Consider the following 21,090-nt stretch of genomic DNA (forward strand, 5'->3'; position numbering starts at 1 on the left):
GTGGTGGGTGCGGTGGTGGGTGCGGTGGTGGGTGCGGTGGTGGGTGCGGTGGTGGGTGCGGTGGTGGGTGCGGTGGTGGGTGCGGTGGTGGGTGCGGTGGTGGGTGCGCCGAGGAGTCGAGCCCCGCCCCAGTCGGCGTGGTCACCAGAGGTGCCGTCGCCGCCGTCGGTGACCACCAGACGGATCTCGGTGGCGCCCGAGACGTCGACGGACAGGTGTCGCGCCGTGGAGCCGGCCCGGACCACGGAGGTCTCGGCCAGGAGAGTCTCGCCGTTCCACACCTGGAAGGCGGCGCTCCCGCGCGGGAGGACCTCGTCGTCGATGCCGACGTCCGCCACGAAGGTGGTCGCCCCGCCGGTCGGGACGACGATCTCCGAATCCGCGTGCACACCGAAGCCCTTGGCGAAGGCCTGTCCCGCCACGGTCAGCGTGCCTCCGTCCGCCTCTCCGAGTTCGCCGTTGCTGCGGTCGGGTTCGGCCGGGCCCCAGCCGTTGCGGACCACGCGGTACGTGGCGTCGGACGCGTACGTGACGCTGCTCGTCGGGGTGGGCGTCGGGGTTGCGGTCGGAGTCGGGGTGGGCGTCGGACCGGCCGCGGTGGACGGTCGCAGCAGTCGCGCGTCGGCCCAGTCGGCGTGGTCGGCGGAGTTGCCGTCCCCGGCGTTCGTCACGACGAGGCGCACTTCGGAGGCCCCCCGGACGTCCACGGACAGCGGCTTGGCGACCTGGCCACCGCGCAGCACCCCGCTGTCGGCGAGCTTCGTGGTGCCGTTCCAGACCTGGAAGACCACGGAACCGCTGGTGCCCACCTCGCTGTCGACCCCCACCTTCGCCGTGAGCGTGGTGGCGCCGTGCGTCGGGACGACGACTTCGGACCCGGCGTGGACCCCCAGGCCCTTGGCGTAGGTGATGGCGCCGATCTGGAGGCGGCGACCGTCACCGGCCGCGATGTCACCGTTGCTGCGGTCCTTCTCGACCGGCCCCCACCCGTTCTTGACGGTCCGGAAGTCCCCGTCGGAGACGTAGCTCACGTCCATGCCGTCGGGGTCGTGGTCGGTCCACACACCTCCGTCGGTGCCCTCGAGCACGTCCGGTTTGCCGTAGTCCTTGGGCAGGGCCTGGAGAGAGGCCCAGGGGAAGTTCTTCATCAGGTTGTAGCTCGGGGTGCTGCCCATGAGCGCCTTCCAGGGGTCGACACCCGTGGCGGCGATGGCGGCCGCGGGGCTCTCCGCCACCACCGCTGTGCAACCGGCCTTGTCGGTCACGATGAATCCGTACTTCTGCGCAGCCTTGGCGATCATCTTCGCGATGGGGTGGATCTTCAAGGCGTCGACGTCGATGCTCGGGTCGAGGCGCAGGCGGGTTCCCTCGGGAACGCGGTTCTCCGAGGTGTCCGTGCCGTCGCTGCGCTGGGCGGGGTAGCTGAACTCGTCGGCCTTCCCCGGGGTGGGGAGGTGGAGAGCGAGGGCGTGGTCGATGGTGCCGGACTCGACGTCGGCGATGCCGACCGTTCCGCCGGCGACGGCGAGGCCGCTCGCGCTGGCGCCGAAACTCGCGGGGAAGTACCCGTGGCTCTTGGACACGTCGTCGATGCGGCCGCCCCAGCAGGCGCTCCAGGCGCCGTCCACCTTCTTGGTGACCCAGAACTCCCAGAGCTGGTCGGTGCTGGGGGAGTAGATGGTGAGCTGGCTGTCGCTGCCCTTGGCGGGGACGGCGTCGGCGGGGATGGGGACCTGGGTGAACTGGCCCCCCTCGCCCAGGAGTCCCGGTGGCGTCGAGGACTTCCCCTGGCAGTTGTTCCAGGTGACGTCCACCCGAGGCTGCGTGGCGGGAACTGTGTAGAAGCTGGTGCTGTACTGGTAGGCGTTGAACGCGGCCACGCCGCCGTAGAACTGGGCGGTCTGGTCGACGACGGTCTGGACCATGCCCGTGCTGTTCGTGCCGAGGGGGGCGCCGGACACGTCGAGCTTCCACGCCGTGCCCGCGCTGAAGACGCCTCCGCTGGGCATCCCCGGTTCCACTGAGGTCGGGACGACCACGGCCGTCGACCCGGACGAGGACGCCTCGGCCACGGCGGCGTTCGGGACGACGAGGGAGGTGGCGAGCAGGATGGCGGCCGCGAGGCGCGAGCGGTTCACAGGGGCTCCAGGTGGCGAGTTGTCATCGACACCTGCTGATCGGGCCCACCGGGTACCGAACTTCACCCGGGTGGCGGAGTTTCACCCTCGTGCGGCCACCTCGACGCCCTCGTCACAACCCGTCGTCCAGGGGACGCGGAACTCCGCGGACCCCGTGAACTCGTTCGGCCGAGTCGTGTTCGTCGCATTCCGTGACCGAGTACTCCGTCACGTAGTTCCTGGGGCGACCATCGGGAGCGCTGCGTCACGGGTCAGGCGGCGGGCACCCTGTCAGCCGCGCGGAACCAGCAGTGGGCGCACGTGGTCCAGGACGGCGGGGTCGCGGGTCACGTCGAACTTCCGGGCGAAGAAGGCCCCCGCCGCGGTCGCCGCCGGGAGGTCCGCGGCGGACAGGGTGTCGGGGCTCAGCCGGTCCGCCGACGTCCAGCGCGTGAAGGTCAGGTTGGGTCGGAGCTCGTACCGGTGCGGCAGTGCGTCGACGACCGTCTGGAAGAACATCTCGTCCGGCACCTGCACGTGCCGGAAGAAGCGGACGAGACGAGGGTGGGTGTCGACGAAGTCGAGCACGTCCTTCGCGCAGGGGTGGGGCATCGTCCACCACTGGGAACCCGCGTGCGGCACCGCTCCCTCCAGTGCCGTCAGCTTGCGCGCGGGGAGACGACCGAGGAGCCGGTTCACCCGGTGGGCCACCCGGCTGTGGCGGTTCCTCGGGGCGTAGTGCCACTGCTCCAGGCGGGACATCGGCTTGCCGCGGGCCTCGTCGGGCATCAGCCAGCTGTTCATGCGGACGTGGCCCGAGGCCAGCTCGGCACGCAGCTCCGACGCAGGCCGCACCGGCAGGTCCGAACCGCTGAGCAGGACGTAGTGGTCGGCCGGCGCCTCCTGCACGGCCTCCCGCAGCGCCGTGAGGGTGGCGGCGACGACGCCGAAACCACCCCACCGGACCGGGTGGCGTCGGGTGGTCGCGCGGGCAGCGGGGGCATGCGCTCGCACCACGTCGAGGAAGGGTTCGGCGTCGACCTTCGCGTCGACGTGGACGACGGCTCGTGCCTCGCCGTCCAGCAGGAGGTCCAGCAGGCTCGACAGTTGCTGGGGGTTCTGGTGGGCCAGGACCAGGTAGGTCAGCTGCATGACGTGATCCTGGCACGAGTCGTCCGAGCGCCTGCCGTGTGCGCCCGAGGAGGTCAGATCCAGCTCGGCAACCACATCCGCCGGGCCCAGCTCTCGTACGGGATCACCTGCGCGGTGTAGATCGGCCAGAAGAACGCGAAGCACGCGACGCACAGCACGACCACCGTTCCGGCGACGGCCGCGCCCACCCGGCGCCGCAGCAGCGCCGACTCGACGCTGACGCCCTTGCGCAGCACCGCCGTGCTCGGATCGGGCCCCAGCACGAGGCCCAGCAGGTACACCACGGCGAGCACCACGAACGGCACGAAGACGACGGCGTAGAACGTGAAGATCGTCCGGTGCTGGTACTGGAACCAGGGCAGGTACGCCCCGACGTACCCGGCGAGGATCGCGCCGGCCCGCCAGTCGCGGGCGAACGCCCACCGGAACAGCAGCACCGCGAGGGCGATGAGTCCGACCCACCACAGGACCGGGGTGCCCAGGCTCGTGATGGCCTTCGAGCAGTTGTCGACGGTGCAGCCGTCGACGCCGTTCGCCTTGCTCTCGTAGAAGAAGGACGTCGGCCGTCCCTGCACGAGCCACGACCACGGGTTGGCCGAGTAGGGGTGCGGGCTGTCGAGGCCGACGTGGAACGCGTAGGCCTGCTGGTGGTAGTGCCACAGGCTGCGCAAGGCGTCCGGGACGACGGACCCCGCTCCACGGGAGGGGTGCACGGCGCCCCAGTCGCGGTCCCAGCCCTGGTCGCTGCGGAACCAGCCGACCCAGCTCGCCAGGTAGACGCCGATCGCGACCGGGACGAGCACCAGGAAGGCGCCGATGCCGTCGCGCCAGACGGCGGCGGCGAACCACGGCCTGACACCGACGGCCCGACGTGCGCCGGCGTCCCACAGGACCGTCATGAGGCCGAACACGGCCAGGACGTAGATGCCGGACCACTTCACCCCGCACGCCAGACCGAGGCTCACGCCGGCCGCGAGCCGGTAGCCGCGGAAGCCGATCCGCGGGCCGAGGCCGTCGGCGCCGTGCTCCGCGACGGCGCGCGCCAGTCGTTCCCGCGCGTGGTCGCGGTCGATGAGGAGGAGCGCGAAGGCGACGAGCACCCACCACATGAGGAAGATGTCGAGCAGGCTCGTCCGGCTCTCGACGAAGTGCTCCCCGTCGAACGTCAGCAGCACAGCGGCGGTCACGCCGAGCAGGGTCGAGCGGAAGAGGCGGCGGGCGACGCGGCCGATGAGGAGGATCGACAGCGTCCCGATGACGGCGGCGGAGAAGCGCCAGCCGAAGGAGGAGTCGATGCCGAACAGCCACTCCCCGGCGGCGATCATCCACTTGCCGACGGGCGGGTGGACGACGAAGTCGCCCGTCGTCCCGAAGACGTCCGGCGTCCCGGCGGTGAAGAGCTCGTCCGGCTTCGCGATGCTGCTGTCGTTGCGCAGTTCCACGCCGTACTTCAGCAGCGAGTAGGCCTGCTTGACGTAGTACGTCTCGTCGAAGACGAGCTGGTGAGGTCGGCCGAGTTGGAAGAAGCGGAGGAAGCCCGCCACCGCCGTCACCGCCAGGAGCGGCAGCCACGACCGCTTCCAGGACTCGCCGTCGATCTCGGACGGACCGCCGAAGAGCCTGGCCCGCGGCCGCAGGTCGGGTGCGGGCACGGGGCTGGCGGGCAGAGGGCTCACCCGGGCATCGTAGGTGGGTGCGGTGCGGGGCCGCCCGAGTCGGTCCGGGGTCAGCTGCGGCGGGCGGGAACCGCTGAGTCGAGGCGGGGCGGTGACCACGGCGGCGACAGCAGACCCGGTACCCGTATGAGGTGTCGACGCAGCGCGACCACGACGCCGGTGCCGGCGGCGACGAGGAGGGCCGGGGCGATCCACCGCAGGGGGTCGGTCAGGGACGTTCCGGCCGCCGGGGCGAGGGCGAGGACGAGGAGCGCCAGCACCACCTCGTGCGCGAGGTAGAGCGGCAGGGTGTTGCGGCCGAGGGACGCCAGGGGGCGTCCGAGCCTCGTCCCCGACAGGGCGGCAGCCGCGGCCACTCCCGCGGCGACCGCGCCCACACCCAGCACGGTGCGCACGCCGAAGACCTGCATCCACCCCGAGTGCGCAGCAACCAGTGCCGTCGTCCCGACCAGCAGGACGAGGGCCCCCGCCCGCCGTGGCCTCGCCCACTCCTGCGACAGCCGGAACGCCGTCGTGCGCAGGCGCAGGCCGGCGGCGAAGAACCCGAAGAGCAGGAGGCAGTTGTTCCAGACGAAGCTGGCGCTCACCACGTCCGTGCAGGCCACCGCGGACACCGCGGCGGCCGCGGGCAGGAGGAACGCGGAGGGCACGGGGCGCAGAACCTTGCCGGCCGCTGTGAACAGCGCCAGCAGCAGGAGGTACCAGTGGCCGTTCTCCGGCAGGAGGAAGGTCGACTGGATCCAGTGCGCGAAACCTCGTGGGGCCCCCTGACGTTCGTAGGGGACCAGGCTGAAGACGGCGAAGGCGAGACTGGCCCACAGCACGTAGAGGTACAGGTTCGACCCCAGGCGACCCGGGACGAGTTCCCGCCAGCTCCGTTCGACCGCGCGACTCGCCAGGAGTCCGGAGAGGAAGAAGAAGAGGGGCATGCGGAGCGGTTGGGCGGCGCCGTTGACGAGGTCCCAGGCGGCGTTCTCGAAACCGGCCGCCGCGGCGAAGAGCGTGGCGTGGTAGAGGACGACCAGGAGGATGCTGGCGCCGCGAGCGGTGTCGATCCACTCGAGCCGGGTGCGGGAGGAGGGCAGGACGGCTCCTGTCGACGAGGTGACGATCGGACCGGCGGACGACGTGGTCAGACGTGACGTCCTTCGACGGCTGCTTCCGGAACGCGTCCTCTCGCCGGGATGGTCCTCGTCGCGGAGGTGACCACCGTCGCTCCCGGTTCGACGTCCTTGACGACGACTGCGTTCGCGCCGACCTTGCAGCCCGCCCCGAGGTCGATCGGCCCCAGGACAGCTGCCCCCGCGCCGAGGTAGACGCCGTCGGCGATGTGGGGCGGGCGCGCGCCGTTGCGGACGCCGATCGTCACGCGGTGGTGCAGGGTCACGTTGGCGCCGATGCGGGCATCGGGGTGGACGATGACACCGCGCCCCGCGTGCGGCAGTTTCATGCCGGGCCCGACGACGACGCTGCGCGGCAGTTCGGCCCCGATCGTGTTGCGGGTCCACAGCTGGTCGACCACTCCGTGCACCCGCCGCAGCGCGAAGGCCGCGGCACCTGGCCGGTCGTGCAGGACCTGCCCGAACCGCCAGATGGCCAAGGTGGCGATCGACTCACGGGACGGCCGGTTCAGGGGCAGGTCGCTGCGGGTCAGCTCAAGCCACTCGCGCCACCACGGTCTGCTCACGGGTGTCCTCCCGCTCGGGTCGTCCTTCGGGTCGTGTCGAGCGGGAGGCTACCGCGAGCTGCTCAGAACGTCACAGACCGTCGTCCCGGTTCAGCGCTTCGGCGAAGCGGGCTTGCCCCAGTCCGCGGGCAGTGCCTGCAGCTTGCTCCAGGGGAAGTCCTTCATGATCAGGTAGTCGGGCTTGCCCTGCATCATGGCCTTCCACGGGTCGACCCCCGTGGCCGCGATGGTCGCGGCCGGGCTCTCCGCGGTGACCGCGACGCAGCCGGCCTTGTCCGTGACGATGAACCCGTACTTCTGTGCGGCCTTGGCGACCATCGTCGCGATGGGGGTCAGCTTGAGCTTGTCGACGTCGATGCTCGGGTCGAGGCGCAGTCGCGTTCCCTCGGGGACGCGGCCGGCCGACTTGTCGTACCCGTCGCTGCGTTGAGCGGGCCAGCTGACCTCGTTCCAGTTCCCCGGTGCCGGGATCGCCAGGGCGAGGGCGTGGTCGATCCTCCCGGCCTGGGCCTCCTTGATGCCGATGGTGCCACCGACGATGGCCATGCCGCTGGCACTGGCACCGAACCCGCCCGAGAAGTAGCCCGGGTCGCTGGAGACCTTGTCGATCCGACCGCCCCAGCACGCCTGCCAGGTCCCGTCGACCTTCTTCGCCTGCCAGAACTCCCACAGCTGGTCGGTGCCGGGGGAGTAGACGGTCAGCTCGCCGTCGGTTCCCGCGGCGGGCACGGCGTCGGCAGGGATGGGTACCTGGGTGAACTGACCACCCGGACCGGTCAACCCCGCGGGGGTGTAGCTCTTCTTCTGGCAGTTCTGCCAACGGACGTCCACCGTCGGCGTTCCGGCGGGAACCGTGTAGACGCTCGTGCTGTAGCGGTAGGCGTTGAAGGCGGCCACGCCGCCGTAGTACTTGGCGGCCTGGTCGGCGACGTTGGCCACCATCGCCGCGGAGTTCTGGTGCTGCGGGGCGGTGGTGACGACCTGCTTCCAGGCACTCGTGGCGCCGAAGGGGGTCCCCACCGGACCGCGGAAGTCGGCGAGCAGGTTCTGGCCGGCGTGCGGCGACAGGACGCGGCGGCCGAGCAGGACGCGGCCGTCGGCGGCGCTCGCGCTCGTCGCGGTGACGACGCCTCCGGCCAGGACGGCCGTGGCGGCGAGCGCCGCGGCCAGGCGGCGGGGCGTGCGGGGCATCGGGACTCCTCGGAGCGTGGTGGTGGGCGGATCGCGGTTCCGGCGGGCGGGACCGCACCCCAGGCATCGGCGCGACCGGTGCGCCCTGCAAGGAACGGACGCCTGATCGGGCGGGTGCTTCACCCGGTCGGAAGGACGTACGTGCGGTGTCGGCGACGGTGTGTGACGCGCGGGGCGCCGACGGCGCGGACGGTGGCACCCGTCGCGACCAGCGAGTGACGCTCACCGAGCGTGGTGTACTGGCGCTCACTGGTCCGTCCGGTTGCCGGTGGGACCAGTGACAGCACGTCGCGTGACCGCGAGCCCTCGGCGTCGAGGCGGATCTGCCCGCCCCTGGGTCCGCCCCGCCCCGAAGGACCGTGTCGGCCCCCTGGACGGTGACCACCACGACGGACGAGGAGAGCGCCCTGGACACCGCAGCGCCCGAGACCCCGAGACCGGCTCCCTGGCGGAGTCGGCGCCCCCGCTGGTTGCTGGCGCTGATCGCCGCCGCTCTGGTGCTCGTGCTCGCCGTGGTCGTCTGGGTGCAGCGCACGACCCGGGACGACGGGGCCCCGGCCCCGGCCCCGACCCCGACGCCGCAGGTGGCGCAGGACTACCCCTTCGGGTCGGGCAGTGTCTGGCGGACACCGGTGACGGACGCACCCGTCAACCGCGATTCCGCGGCCATGGTCCGGGGCCTGGTCGAGCAGGTGGACGCGCACTGGGGTGGCGTCGCGGCGTTCAACGTCGACCAGTTCACCGCGTCCTGGTACACCGTCCCGGCCGGTCAGCCGACGGTCGACGTCGCGTGGAACAACTGCCAGAAGAAGACGTGGACTCCGGCCGGCCTGCTCGGGAAGGGGGGACAGTTCACCTCCGTGCCGATCCCTGCGGACGCCCGGCCGTCGCCCGGCAGCGACGGCCAGCTGACCGTCTACTCGCCCAGCACCGACCAGTTGTGGGAGCTGTGGCGCGTGAAGAAGGGCGACACCGGCTGGAGCGCCTGTTGGGGCGGACGCATCGACGAGGTGTCGAAGAGCCGGGGGTACTTCCGCGACGGTTTCGGGGCCAGCGGGAGCGGGTTGGCCATGTCTGCGGGAACGGTGTGGGTGGACGACGTGCGCCGCGGCCGCATCGACCACGCCCTGGGTCTGGCCATCGTGTCCCCGGCGACGTGGAACCGCGTGAGTTGGCCGGCCCAGCGCAGCGACGGCCACAACGACGCCGATCACGCTCTGCCCGAAGGGATCCGCCTGCGCCTCCCCGCGGACCTCGACGTCAGCTCGCTGGGTCTCACGCCCCTGGCCGAGATGGTCGCGCGCGCCGCCCAGGAGTACGGCTTCATCGTGACCGACCAGGCGGGCGCCGTGAACGTCGGTGGCCAGATCGGTCAGCCCGTGGCGGACGACCCGGACTTCTGGCAGCGGACCATGCGTGGGGTGCCGTCGTACGAGGTGCTCAAGGGTTTCCCGTGGGACCGTCTGGAAGTCCTGCCCGAGAACTGGGGCAAGCCCCGACCCACGGCATCGCCGAGCGCAGGTGCGGGTTCCACGTCGAGCGTGTCCTCCGCCACTCCGTGAGCGGGACGCCCCGGGCACCTCGGCGAGGACGCTGCGTCCGCCCGGCGTCCTTGCGTCCGCGGAGGACTGCCCCTACGTTGACGTCGCACCCCGGCGTTCGGACTGGAAGGACCATGACCGCCTGTGGCTGAGTCTGCCGGGCGAAAGCCCTTGCTCGTCACTCTCCATGCTCGGGGTCACGGCAGGTGGAACGCCACGGCCGACGTCGTCTCGACGGCGGACCACCCTCGTTGGCTGCCCTGGATGGTCAGTCTGCTGCGCGCCAGTCCGGGTCGGCGGGCCTTCATCGTCCGAGGGACGTCGGGGCTGTCGGAGGGCTACCGGGACCTCATCGCCGCCGGGATCCTGCGGAGGGTCCACCCGAAGGCTCGTGTCGTCGTCTCGGACGCGACCATCGAGCCGGGGAGCGCGGCGCTGGCAGCGCGCCTCCCGTCCACCGTGACGCGGTGGGTCGAGCAGGCGTCGAAGGCCCTGGTGCGCTTCGCGGACGGCCCTGGCGTCGTCTGGTGCGTCCTCTCGCGCGACGAGGTGACGACGTTCGTGCGGGCCTGGGGCGTCAGGCGCGGGACCGTTCGCTTCACGCCCTTCTCCCACACCCTGTTCACGCTGCCGAGCCCGGACGAGGTCCACGTCGGCGACCACGTCTTCGCAGGAGGGAACAGCCTGCGTGACTACGACCTCCTGGTCGAGGCCCTGAAGGACCTCCCGGTCCGCGTGGACGTCGCGACCTCGTGGGTCCCGGCTGCCAGTCCTGGGAACATGACCTTCGAGTCGACGAGCCACGAGGAGTTCATGCGCCGCTTGTACGGCTGCAGCGTGCTGGTCGTGCCCATGCGGCAGGCTGCGCGCAGCACCGGCCAGGCCACGTACCTCAACGGCATGGCGCTCGGCAAGGTGGTCATCGTCAACGAGGTGCCCGGTGTCCGCGACTACATCGACCACGACGTGACGGGCCTCATCGTCACGACGGCCGACGAGATGCGTGCAGCCGTCCTCGACGTGCTGGACCCCTCGCGGGCCGAGCACTACGCACGCATGAGGGCTGCGGCGCAGGCGGCGGTCCGCGATCGCCTGTCGCCCGACCGCTACCTCGACCGGCTGCTGGACGTCGCGCTGGAGCAGGAGGAGTGACGAGGCGCCCAGACGCCGTCGTCCGCCGTCGGATGACGGCGATCGACCGGCCGACGCCGTTCCCCTCGGGCCCCGCCGCGACGTCGCCTGGTCCGTGAGGTCAGGACGAGAAGCCGGCGTTCGCCCAGTCGGCGTGGTCCCCTGAGACGCCGTTGCCGCCGTCGGTGACCACGAGCCGGATCTCGGAGACGCCGGTCACGTCCGCCACGACGGTGCGGGCGGCCTCACCGCCCCGGACCAGGCCGCTGTCGGCCAGCTTCTTGCCACCGCTCCACACCTGGAACTGGACGCTGCCGCGGGTCCCGACCTCGGCGTCGATCCCGACCTTGGCGGAGAACGTCTTCGCGCCCCCGACGGGGACCACGATCTCCGACGCGGCGTGCACGCCGAAGCCCTTGGCGTACACGGTGCCGCCGACCTTGAGGGCCTTGCCGTCGCCGGCCGCCTGCTCGCCGTTGCTGCGGTCCTTCTCCGCAGGGCCCCAGCCGTTGCGGAGCACGCGGTAGGCGGTGTCCGAGGCGTACTTGCCGATCGGGCCGACGGCGGTGGTCGGCGTCGGTGTGGCGCCGTCGCTGCCGGTGGTGGTCGAGGACGGCTTGCCGTAGTCCTTGGGGAGGGCCTGGAGCTTGTCCCAGGGGAAGTTCTTCATCACCGAGTAGCTCGGAGTGCTGCCCAGCAACGCCTTCCACGGGTCCACGCCCGTCGCCGCGATCGCCGCGGCCGGGCTCTCGGCCACGACCGCGGTGCATCCGGCCTTGTCCGTGACGATGAATCCGTACTTCTGCGCGGCCTTGGCCACCATCTTCGCCACGGGGTGCATGCTCAGGGCGTCGACGTCGATGCTCGGGTCCAGACGCAGCCGGGTCCCCTCCGGGACGCGCGCGGCGGAGGTGTCGTAGCCGTCGCTGCGCTGAGCCGGGTAGCTGAACTCCTTCCAGTTGCCCGGAGTGGGGATGTGCAGGGCCAGCGCATGGTCGATGACGCCCGACTGCACGTCCTTGATGCCCACGGTCCCCCCGGCGACGGCCAGCCCGCTGGCGCTCGCCCCGAACCCGTCGTGGAAGAACCCCTCGCTGTAGGAGACTCCGTCGATGCGGCCGCCCCAGCAGGCGCTCCAGACGCCGTTCACCTTCTTGGTGACCCAGAACTCCCAGAGCTGGTCGGTGCTGGGGGAGTAGATGGTGAGCTGGCTGTCGCTGCCCTTGGCGGGGACGGCGTCGGCGGGGATGGGGACCTGGGTGAACTGGCCTCCGGGACCGAGCAGGCCCGCGGGCGTCCACGACTTGCCCTGGCAGTTGTCCCACCGGACGTCGACCTTCGGCGTGCCGGCCGAGACCGTGTAGACGCTCGTGGAGTACTGGTACGCGTTGAACGCGGCGACACCGCCGTACTGTGCCGCGGTCTGCGTCGCGACGTTCTTCACCATCGCGGCCGAGTTCGCGTTCTTCGGCGCCTTGCTGACGTCGAGCCGCCAGGCCGTGCCCTGCGAGAAGACCCCACCGACGGGCATGGTCCGGGCGAGGACGGAGACCTCTGTCGTGCCTGTAACGGAGGCCGCCGGTGCCGCGATGGCACCTGTGGCGGCGGTCGTGGACAGGGCGACGGCGGCGGACGTGGCGAGAGCGAGGGCAACGGGCAGACGGCGGAGCATGAGCAGGCCTCCAGTGACGACAAGGTTCGGGCAGCACTGAACCCATCGGGACGTGGGGCCTCGACCTTCAGTCGACCCGGGGTGTCTGCACCCGTGCGCACCACCCCGCGGGTCACCCGGTCACCGCGGGTAGTGGCTCATCCGACCGTGATCGCCGACCCGCAGACCGGTCTGCCGTCCCTGGTGAGGCACGATGACGGGCGTGGACGTGCAGCAGGCCCCCGGCCGACTCGTGCTGGCGGGGACGCCGATCGGCAACGCCGGGGACGCGACGACGCGCCTGGTGGACCTGCTGGGCAGCGCGGACGTCGTCGCGGCCGAGGACACACGCCGCCTGCACCGGCTCGCCTCGATGCTGGGGGTCGTCCCGAAGGGCAAGGTGCTGAGCTACCACGAGCACAACGAGGTCGAGCGCACCCCCGAGTTGGTGGACCTCGTGCGCTCTGGATCGACTGTCGCCCTGGTGACCGACGCCGGCATGCCCTCGGTCTCGGACCCGGGCTACCGGCTGGTCAGAGCCTGCGTGGACGCCGAGCTCCCGGTCACGGTCGTCCCAGGTCCCTCGGCCGTGCTGACGGCTCTCGCGGTGTCGGGGCTGCCCAGCGACCGCTTCGCCTTCGAGGGCTTCGCACCGCGCAAGCCGGGGGAGCGTGGCCGCACCTTCGCGGCGCTCGCGGCCGACGAGCGGACGCTGGTCTTCTTCGAGTCCCCGCACCGGACGGCCACGACGCTGGCCGCGATGGCGGACGCCTTCGGGGCCGACCGCAGCGCCGCCGTCTGCCGTGAGCTGACGAAGACGTACGAGGAGGTCGTGCGGGGGCCCCTGGGAGAGCTGGCTGCCTGGGCCGCCGCGGGGGAGGTCCGCGGCGAGGTCTGCCTGGTGGTCGCCGGGTCCTCCGGTGCTCCGAGCCGGCAGCCGGGCGAACTCGTCGAGGAGGTCCTCGCGCTCGTCTCGTCCGGCTACCGGCTGAAGGACGCCGTCAGGGTGACGGCCGACCGCGGCGGGGTGCCGTCCCGCACGCTCTACGACGAGGTCGTGGCGCGCCGGAAGGGCTGATCCGCTCGGTCACGGCTTGCCGTAGTCCTTCGGCAGGGCCTGCAGGGACTTCCAGGGGAAACCGGCCATGACGCTGTAGCCGGGGGTCCCGTCGAGGAGCCCGTCCCACGGGTCCTTGCCGGTCGCGGCTTCCACAGCGGCGGGGCTCTCGGCCACGACCGAGGTGCAGCCGCCGGTGTCCGTGACGATGAAGCCGTACTTCTGCGCAGCGAGGGCGATCATGCGCGCCACCGGGTGCAGGTCCAGCGCGTCGACGTCGACCGAGGACGGCAGTCGCAACCGCGTGCCGGTGGGGATGCTGTCGGCCCCCTCCACCCAGCCGTCGCCACGCGAGGCGGGGTAGCTCGTCCCCCGTCCCATCTCCGGCAGGGAGAGGGCGATGGCGTGGTCGATGGATCCGCGACGGACCTCGTCGATGCCGATGGTGCCGCCCGAGATGGCCAGCCCGCTGGCACTGGCGCCGAAGGTGCCCGAGAAGCGACCCTGGCTGCGGGACACGTGGTCGATCCGGCCGCCCCAGCAGGCCTGCCAGTGCGAGCCGACGCGCTTGGCCTGCCAGAACTCCCAGAGCTGGTCGGTGGACGGGGAGTACACCGTCAGCTGGCCGTCGGTCCCGGCGGCTGGTACCGCGTCGGCGGGCACGGGGACCTTCGAGAACTGCCCGCCGCTGCCGAGGAGTCCCGTGGGGGTGAAGGACATCGACTGGCAGTTGGTCCACGTGACGTCGACCCGCGGCTGGCCGGCCGGGACGGTGTAGAAGCTCGTCGTGTACTGGTCGACGTTGAAGGCGGCGACACCGCCGTAGCGTGCCGCCGTCTGCCGGGCGACGCTGGCGACCATCCCGCGGGAGCGGTCGTTGACCGGGGCGTCACGGACGTCGAGGCGCCAGGCGGTGCCGGCGCCGAACGGGCCGCCGACCGGCATGGTGACCGCTTCCCGGCCGGCGGCGGAGGCGGGTTCGGCGGCAGCCGTCAGGGGCAGGGCGAGGGCGATGACAGCCGCGAGGGGGAGGAGGGCGTGGCGGGGGAGCCGTGGGGTCATGGGTCCTCGAAGGTCGGGGAGGACGGGTGAGGGTGGACCCGGGGGGCGGTCCACCGTGTGCGCACCGTCACACCGGTGCGCCTCGTTCACCCGTTCGGGCGAACGAAACCCTCCCTCAAACACGCTCCGTAGTCACGTTCACGGTGCGTGACGCTTCCCACGTTGCCGTGAAACGTCTCAGCGTCGTAGCCCTTCGCGTCAGTGGTCCACCGCCTTCTCCGCCCCCGCCCCGGTGAGGCTCCGCACCTCCATCTCCGCGGCCCGCCGCTCGTTCCCCCGCTCGCGCCCGGTGACCGACCCGAGCCAGCCGAGGAAGAACGCCAGCGGGATGGTCACGAGGCCGGGGTTCTCCAGCGGGAACCACGAGAAGTCGACGGAGGTGTCGCGGATCATCGACAGCGAGGCGCCGGTCACGGGGTCGACCTTCCCCGACACGACGGGGGAGGACACGATGAGCACGAGGCAGGACAGGAGCCCGCCGTACATGCTCCACAGCGCACCGCGCGTCGTGAACCGCGGCCAGAACAGCGAGTAGAGGATGGTCGGCAGGTTCGCGCTGGCCGCCACGGCGAAGGCCAGGGCGACGAGGAACGCGACGTTCTGCCCGTTGGCGAAGATCCCGCCGACGATGGCGACCGCGCCGATGACGACGACGGTGATCCGGGCCACGCGGACCTCCGCGGCGGGATCGGCCTTGCCTCGCTTGATGACGGACGCGTAGACGTCGTGCGCGAACGACGCGCTGGCGGTGATCGCCAGTCCGGCGACGACGGCGAGGATCGTCGCGAACGCGACGGCCGCGATGACGCCGAGCAGGATGGTGCCGCCGAGTTCGTAGGCCAGCAGGGGAGCGGCGGAGTTCACCTTGCCCGGTGCGGCGAGGATCGCCTCCTTGCCGACGAGGGCACCCGCGCCGTAGCCCAGGACGAGGGTGAACAGGTAGAAGAACCCGATGATCCAGATGGCCCACACGACGCTGCGGCGGGCCTCCTTCGACGTCGGCACCGTGTAGAACCGCATGAGCACGTGCGGGAGGCCCGCGGTCCCGAGGACGAGCGCGAGGGACAGCGAGAGGAAGTTCAGCTTCGAGACCTCCGTGGCGCCGTACTGCGCGCCCGGCCCGAGCAGCGCCTCACCCGCGGACCCCGGGGCGGCGACGGCCGCGCCGAGCAGGTCGGACAGGTTGAACCCGTACCGCGCCAGCACCCACACGGTCATCGCCCCGGCGCCGGCCACGAGCAGGCACGCCTTGATGATCTGCACCCACGTCGTCCCCTTCATCCCCCCGATGAGGACGTAGACGATCATCAACGCGCCGACGACGGCGATGACGACGTTCTGCCCTGCGCTGGAGTCGATCCCGAGCAGGAGGGCGACGAGCCCTCCGGCTCCGGCCATCTGCGCCAGCAGGTAGAAGAACGACACCGCGAGGGTCGAGACGGCCGCGGCCAGGCGCACCGGACGTTCCTTGAGCCGGAAGCTGAGGACGTCGGCCATCGTGAACCGGCCGGTGTTGCGCAGCAGTTCGGCCACGAGCAGCAGGGCCACGAGCCAGGCGACGAGGAACCCGATGGAGTACAGGAACCCGTCGTAGCCGTAGACGGCGATGGCGCCGGCGATCCCCAGGAAACTGGCCGCGGACAGGTAGTCGCCCGCGATCGCGACCCCGTTCTGCGGGCCCGTGAAGGACCGTCCCCCGGCGTAGAAGTCCGCCGCGGTGCGGTTGTTCCGGCTCGCGCGCAGGACGACGGCGAGGGTCACCGCGACGAACACGGCGAAGATGGCGATGTTGACGAGGGGTTCACCGATGTCGGTCACGGACGGGCCTCCCGGTCGTGGTCCTGGGGACTGGCCGCCGTCCGCCCGTCGCGCACGTCGGTCGTGCCGTGCGGCCCGTGGCCCTCGACCCGTGCGCGCAACGCCTCGGCGGCGGGGTCGAACCGACGGTTCGCCCACCGCACGTAGACGGTCGTGATGACGAACGTGGAGACGAACTGCCCGAGGCCGAGCAGCAGGCCGACGGTGATGTTCGAGTCGCCGACCCGGGTGCTCATGAACCCGTGCGCGTAGTCGGCCAGCAGCACGTACGCCGCGTACCAGACGAGGAACACCGCGGCCAGCGGCAGGACGAACCGCCGGAACCGGCGGCGCAGGGCCTGGAACTCGGCGGAGGTGCGCACCTCCTCGTACGAGTCGGGTGCGGTCCCGCGGGGGACCTCGGGCTCAGCCATCGGTGACCTCCTCGTCAACGTGGCCCCGAGGCTAACCCGCTTCCTGGCCGGCTTCCAGACGACACACAGGCTCGGCCGCGTCGGGGACCGGCAGGGGGGTGGCCCGGAAGACGCCCTCGGGGTCGTAGCGCGCCTTCAGCTCGAGCAGCCGGACGGTGTTGGGGCCGTAGACGTCGGCGATCTGGGGGTGCTCGTCGGGCCCGAGGAGGTTGACGCTCCCGCCCCCGAGGGCGGTCCAGGCCAGTCGGGCCCCCACCCGGTCGGCCCACATCCGCTGCCCTGCAGCGTGGTCGCCGTCTTCCCAGCTCGCCACGACCTCCGCCACGAGGTGCGGTCGGCGCAGCGGCAGTGCCGAGGATGCGGGGTCGACGCGGTCGGCCGCGCCGTGGAAGTCGTGCAGCCACACCCGCGAGCCCGGGGACGGCAGCGTCTCCCCGGCCTCCAGGAGCGCGCGCACCGTGGGGGCGTCGAGCCGTTCGAGGGTGCGGGTGCGCACCACCTCCTGCCGGCCCGGCCCGTCCGGTTCCAGGGCACGGTCCTCGTCGCCGAGGAGCGAGACGAGCGACAGCGGTGCGACGTCGTCGACCACGGGCGTCCCGAGCGCCCGCAGTTCCGGCACCGGACCGGGTCGGTGCGTCCAGGCGGCCGGATCACCCGACCACACCGGCTGCACGACGACGACCGACCGGCCGGCGCGGTCCCGGCGGACGCCCGACCGCACCGTCAGCTCGTCGGGTGCCGACCGCAGCAGGTCTCCCAGACCCCCGAGCACGGACCGGGCCTGCGACCACGGGTAGACCAGCGTCCCGCCCACGAGGACGCGGGCGCGGTGCAGCGCCAGGCGGGCCGACACGACGACGCCGAAGTTCCCGCCGCCACCGCGCAGGGCCCACAGCAGGTCGGGGTCCTCGTCGGTGTCGACGCTGCGTCCGTCGGCGAGCACGACGACGGCGCCGAGCAGGTTGTCGGCCGCGAGACCGGCGCGACCGGCGAGCGGTCCGTAGCCCCCGCCCAGGCTGAGGCCGACGAGCCCGGCCCCTCCGCGCCACCCGGTGACCGGCACCAGACCGTGCGGGGCGGCCGCGGCCGCCACGTCGAGGCTGCTCACCCCGCCGCCCACGTGGGCCGTGGCCGCCGCGGGGTCGACGGTGACCTGCCGCAGGTCCCGCACGTCGACGACGACCCCGCCGGCGACGAGGGAGCGCCCCGCCCAGTCGTGGCCCCGGCCGAGGACGGACAGCGGCAGTCCCGCCGCACCCGCGGTCCGGACCGCCAGTCCGACGTCCGCCCCGTCCCGGCAGCGGACGAGGACGGCGGGACGGGTGCGGGGGGCCGTGGTGGGCAGTCGGCACGCCTCGTCGAGGGCCGCGGGGTCGTCGACGACCCGTCCGTCCGGGATGCGGTCCTGCAGCTCCCGGACGACCGCCTCGACGACGCCGTCCTGCACGCGACCGAACCGCACGCGACCGTCCCTTCCCCCCCGGCTGTGAGCCAGCCGTGGAGCGATCCTCTCCGACCGGTTCACCGGAGTGCAACTCCGGTGAACGCCGCGAGGAGGGCGGGGCCGCTGCGCCGCAACGGTTCGGTGCGTCGGGTAACCTCTTCGCCGTGCCCCTGCCGCCCGACGGCCGCCGCGCCGAGGTCGCGCGGGCGAACCGCTCCTCCGTCGTGGACGCCGCCCGCCGGCTGTTCGCCGAGCAGGGCTACTTCACCACGACCGTCGAGCAGATCGCCCGCCTCGCGGGGGTGGCGCCGGCCACCGTCTACGCCACGACGGGCGGCAAGCAGGGTCTGCTCTTCGAGCTCGTCGAGGCCTGGTCCACGACGCCGGCCGTCCGGGAGGCGCTCGAGGGAGTCGACCGCTGCCACCGCGTCGAGGACGTGCTGGCCGAGCTCTCGGCCGGGGTCGGCCGGATCCGCGAGGAGTGGGGCGACGTCATCGAGGTGGTCCTGACGACCGCCCCGCACGAACCCGCCGTGGCCGCGCGCGTGCTCGAGGTCCGCGACGGGTACGAGGCCGACGTCGACCGGTGCGTGCGCCGCATCCTCGACCTCACCGACCGGCCGCAGGTCCACCGCGAGGTCCTGGACGTCCTCTGGTTCTACTTCGGGTTCCGCGCCTACGCGCTGCTCGTGCGCGACCGCGGCTGGGACGGGGAGCGGGCCGAGGCCTGGCTCGTCCGGCAGGCCCTGCGCGCCGTCGAGGACGTCCTCGACGACCACACCACCGGCAGCCTCACGGCCTGACCGCCAGGACCCACGTCCGCACGGGTGGGCGCGGTCCCGGCCGGGCTGCGACAGTGACCGGCGTGACCCCCTCCCGCCAGACCCCCTCGTCGCCCACGCCCGCGCCGCGTGACGTCGCCGTCGTCGGCGGTGACGTCCTCACCCTCGACCCGCAGTGGCGCGGTGGCTTGGTCCGGGGCACGGTCCTCGTCCGTGACGGGCGCATCACCGCCGTGGGTCCCGGGGTGCCCGTCCCGTCCGGTGTGCCCGTCGTGGACGCCGCAGGGTGCTGGGTCCTGCCCGGTTTCGTGGACCCGCACACCCACCTCGGGGTGCACGCCGAGGGGGAGGGCTGGCAGGGCGCGGACGTCAACGAGAAGGGCGAACCCCGCGGGGCGCGGCTGCGCACCTGGGACGGGGTCGATCCCGCCGATCGGGGTTTCGGCGACGCCCTGAGCGCCGGGGTGACGACGGTTGCGGTGCTCCCGGGCTCGGCGAACGTCGTCGGCGGTCAGACGAGCGCCCTGAAGACGTGGGGCGCCACGGTCGACGCGATGCTCCTGCGCGCGCCCCTGGGCGTGAAGAGCGCGCTGGGGGAGAACCCCAAGAAGAACTCCTCGGGTGGGCGCGGCCCGGGGACCCGGATGGGTGTGGCCGCGGCGCTGCGGGACGCCTTCGCTGCGGCGCAACGCTTCGCGGCGGACCGGGACCGTGCGCTCGCCGCCGGGGAGCGCCCGGGCCCGGTGACGGGGAGCGACCGCGACGCGGAGGTGCTGGCCCGGGTCCTGGCGGGGGAGCTCCTCTGGCACCAGCACGCCCACCGCGCCGACGACATCGCGACCGCCGTGAGGCTGGCCGACGAGTTCGGCCACCGGCTCGTGCTCAACCACGTCACGGAGGGCCACCTCGTCCTGGACCTGCTGCGCGAGCGCGGCCTGCCGGCCGTCGTCGGCCCCCTGCTCACGTCGCGGTCCAAACCCGAGCTGCGGAACCGCTCGCTGGCCGTCGCCGGGCTGCTGGCCGGGGCCGGACTCGAGGTCGCGCTGACGACCGACCACCCGGTCGTGCCGATCCAGTACCTGCCCGTCTCGGCGGCGTTCGCGGTCAAGGAGGGGCTGGACCCCGACGAGGCCCTGCGCGCGCTCACCCTCAACCCGGCCCGCATCCTCGGTCTCGACGACCGCGTCGGTTCCCTCACCCCCGGCCTGGACGGCGACGTCGTCGTCTGGTCCGGCAACCCCCTCGACGTGATGTCCCGCGCCCTGCACGTCGTCCTCGGCGGCCGGTCGGTCTACCGGTGGGACGGGCGCGGCGAGGTCCTGGGACACGACGGGGCGTGGACCCCGCTGTGACGCGCGCCACGCACGGCACCCCGGGACCTCGCCGGACGTTGACCCCGGCGTGAGCGACCAGGACCAGAGCTTCCTCGCCCTCGTCAACGCGGGGGCCGGGTCGGCCAAGGCCGATGCCGTGGACGCCGTCGTCGGCGAGCTCGGCCGCACCGGCGCCGTGGAGCTGCGCCGCACCGGGGGGCTCGACGAACTGCGCGACGCGCTGCTGGGCGCGGGCGGGCGGCGGATCGTCCTCATGGGCGGCGACGGGTCCCTGCACGCTGCGCTGCAACTGCTCTGGGACGCCGGCCGGGCGTGGGAGGTCGGGCCGCTGGGCATCGTCCCGCTCGGCACGGGCAACGACCTGGCCCGTTCGTTGCGGCTGCCGCTGGACCCCGTGGCCGCGGCCCGGGTCGTCGCCACCGGGCGGCCCCGCGGGTTGGAACTGCTCGTCGACTCCCGGGACCGCATCACCGTGAACACCGTGCACGCCGGGATCGGCGCGTCGGCGACCGCGAAGGCGCAGCGGTTGAAGAAGGGGTTGAAGGCGCTGGCCTACCCCGTCGGGGCCGCCTGGGCCGGGATCAGCGCGGGCCGGGGTTTCCGCCTGCGCGTCGAGGTGGACGGTCAGGTCGTCGTGCCGGGTCCCGAACCCGTCCTCATGGTCGGCATCGGCATCGGCGGCACGATCGGCGGCGGCAACCCCCTCGTGCCGGGCGCCGACCCGCACGACGGGGTCGCCGACGTCGTGGTGAGCACGTCCACGGGCCCGTTCGCGCGGCTCGGGTTCGCGGCCGGTCTGCGGCGCGGCGTCCACGTCGAGCGGCAGGACGTCACGACGGCGGCGGGCAAGGTCGTCGAGATCACGGCCGAGTCCGGCACGTTCCGGTTGAACTCCGACGGGGAGGTCACCGACCACCAGACGTCGGAGCGCTTCGAGATGCACGCCGACGTCTGGCAGGTCGTCTGCCCCACCTGATCCGTGACTCGGTCCCGGAGGTGGTGCGCGTGTGACACCCTGTTCACGCATCGCCCGC

At 72.5% G+C, this 21,090-nt stretch carries 16 protein-coding genes and 1 pseudogene; 6 read left to right on the top strand and 11 right to left on the bottom strand.

Annotation, left to right across the window (positions count from 1 at the left end):
* Window positions 1-173: 173 nt before the first annotated feature.
* The 6 genes and pseudogenes from AB0637_RS14725 to AB0637_RS14750 form a co-directional block, all read right to left on the bottom strand.
* Window positions 174-2,009, bottom strand: a pseudogene (locus tag AB0637_RS14725) (NPCBM/NEW2 domain-containing protein); the annotation flags it as partial.
* Window positions 2,010-2,408: 399 nt separating this feature from the next.
* The gene (locus AB0637_RS14730) at window positions 2,409-3,269 is read right to left on the bottom strand and encodes a beta-1,6-N-acetylglucosaminyltransferase (protein ID WP_366173177.1); all 861 of its coding nucleotides are present in this window, start codon (window positions 3,267-3,269) and stop codon (window positions 2,409-2,411) included.
* A 53-nt stretch (window positions 3,270-3,322) separates the two neighbouring features.
* A complete protein-coding gene (locus AB0637_RS14735; RefSeq protein WP_366173178.1) occupies window positions 3,323-4,945 on the bottom strand; it encodes a phospholipid carrier-dependent glycosyltransferase in 1,623 nt (540 codons plus the stop codon).
* A gap of 50 nt (window positions 4,946-4,995) precedes the next feature.
* Window positions 4,996-6,081 (bottom strand): acyltransferase family protein, encoded by a 1,086-nt coding sequence (locus AB0637_RS14740; RefSeq protein WP_366173223.1) that lies wholly within the window; start codon window positions 6,079-6,081, stop codon window positions 4,996-4,998.
* Window positions 6,078-6,632, bottom strand: coding sequence for a serine acetyltransferase (locus tag AB0637_RS14745; RefSeq protein WP_366173179.1), 555 nt, complete (start codon window positions 6,630-6,632; stop codon window positions 6,078-6,080). The genes AB0637_RS14740 and AB0637_RS14745 overlap by 4 nt, the downstream gene beginning before the upstream one ends.
* Window positions 6,633-6,722: 90 nt before the next feature.
* Entirely contained in the window at window positions 6,723-7,823 is a 1,101-nt protein-coding gene (locus AB0637_RS14750) for a DUF4124 domain-containing protein (RefSeq protein ID WP_366173181.1), read from the bottom strand.
* Between the two features lie 377 nt (window positions 7,824-8,200).
* On the opposite strand from AB0637_RS14750, the gene AB0637_RS14755 reads away from it, so the two are divergent.
* Window positions 8,201-9,385 (top strand): hypothetical protein, encoded by a 1,185-nt coding sequence (locus AB0637_RS14755; protein WP_366173183.1) that lies wholly within the window; start codon window positions 8,201-8,203, stop codon window positions 9,383-9,385.
* A 243-nt stretch (window positions 9,386-9,628) separates the two neighbouring features.
* Window positions 9,629-10,516, top strand: coding sequence for a glycosyltransferase (locus AB0637_RS14760; RefSeq protein WP_366173184.1), 888 nt, complete (start codon window positions 9,629-9,631; stop codon window positions 10,514-10,516).
* Window positions 10,517-10,616: 100 nt separating this feature from the next.
* Here AB0637_RS14760 and AB0637_RS14765 read toward each other — a convergent pair whose 3' ends face one another.
* On the bottom strand, window positions 10,617-12,167 hold the full coding sequence (locus AB0637_RS14765; RefSeq protein ID WP_366173185.1) for an NPCBM/NEW2 domain-containing protein: 1,551 nt from the start codon (window positions 12,165-12,167) through the stop codon (window positions 10,617-10,619).
* Between the two features lie 202 nt (window positions 12,168-12,369).
* Between AB0637_RS14765 and rsmI the strand changes: the two genes are divergently transcribed.
* The gene (rsmI, locus tag AB0637_RS14770) at window positions 12,370-13,224 is read left to right on the top strand and encodes a 16S rRNA (cytidine(1402)-2'-O)-methyltransferase (protein WP_366173186.1); all 855 of its coding nucleotides are present in this window, start codon (window positions 12,370-12,372) and stop codon (window positions 13,222-13,224) included.
* A gap of 9 nt (window positions 13,225-13,233) precedes the next feature.
* On the opposite strand, the gene AB0637_RS14775 is transcribed toward rsmI, so the two are convergent.
* The 4 genes from AB0637_RS14775 to AB0637_RS14790 form a co-directional block, all read right to left on the bottom strand.
* Window positions 13,234-14,265 carry a hypothetical protein gene (locus AB0637_RS14775; protein ID WP_366173187.1) on the bottom strand — a complete coding sequence of 344 codons (1,032 nt, stop codon included), beginning with the start codon at window positions 14,263-14,265 and terminating at the stop codon, window positions 13,234-13,236.
* A gap of 198 nt (window positions 14,266-14,463) precedes the next feature.
* Window positions 14,464-16,083, bottom strand: a complete 1,620-nt coding sequence (locus tag AB0637_RS14780) for a cation acetate symporter (RefSeq protein WP_366173188.1) — start codon at window positions 16,081-16,083, stop codon at window positions 14,464-14,466.
* Entirely contained in the window at window positions 16,080-16,496 is a 417-nt protein-coding gene (locus tag AB0637_RS14785) for a DUF485 domain-containing protein (RefSeq protein WP_366173189.1), read from the bottom strand. Before AB0637_RS14785 ends, AB0637_RS14780 begins: the two co-directional genes overlap by 4 nt.
* 31 nt (window positions 16,497-16,527) lie before the next feature.
* On the bottom strand, window positions 16,528-17,958 hold the full coding sequence (locus AB0637_RS14790; RefSeq protein ID WP_366173190.1) for an FAD-binding protein: 1,431 nt from the start codon (window positions 17,956-17,958) through the stop codon (window positions 16,528-16,530).
* Between the two features lie 146 nt (window positions 17,959-18,104).
* On the opposite strand from AB0637_RS14790, the gene AB0637_RS14795 reads away from it, so the two are divergent.
* The 3 genes from AB0637_RS14795 (at window position 18,105) to AB0637_RS14805 (ending at window position 21,032) form a co-directional block, all read left to right on the top strand.
* Window positions 18,105-18,743: a helix-turn-helix domain-containing protein gene (locus AB0637_RS14795; protein WP_366173191.1), complete on the top strand. Its 639-nt coding sequence runs from the start codon at window positions 18,105-18,107 to the stop codon at window positions 18,741-18,743.
* Window positions 18,744-18,805: 62 nt separating this feature from the next.
* The gene (locus tag AB0637_RS14800) at window positions 18,806-20,074 is read left to right on the top strand and encodes an amidohydrolase family protein (RefSeq protein WP_366173192.1); all 1,269 of its coding nucleotides are present in this window, start codon (window positions 18,806-18,808) and stop codon (window positions 20,072-20,074) included.
* A gap of 49 nt (window positions 20,075-20,123) precedes the next feature.
* Window positions 20,124-21,032, top strand: coding sequence for a diacylglycerol kinase family protein (locus tag AB0637_RS14805; protein ID WP_366173194.1), 909 nt, complete (start codon window positions 20,124-20,126; stop codon window positions 21,030-21,032).
* Window positions 21,033-21,090 lie beyond the last annotated feature (58 nt).

The organism is Kineococcus sp. NPDC059986, assembly GCF_040702905.1.
Lineage (GTDB): Bacteria > Actinomycetota > Actinomycetes > Actinomycetales > Kineococcaceae > Kineococcus.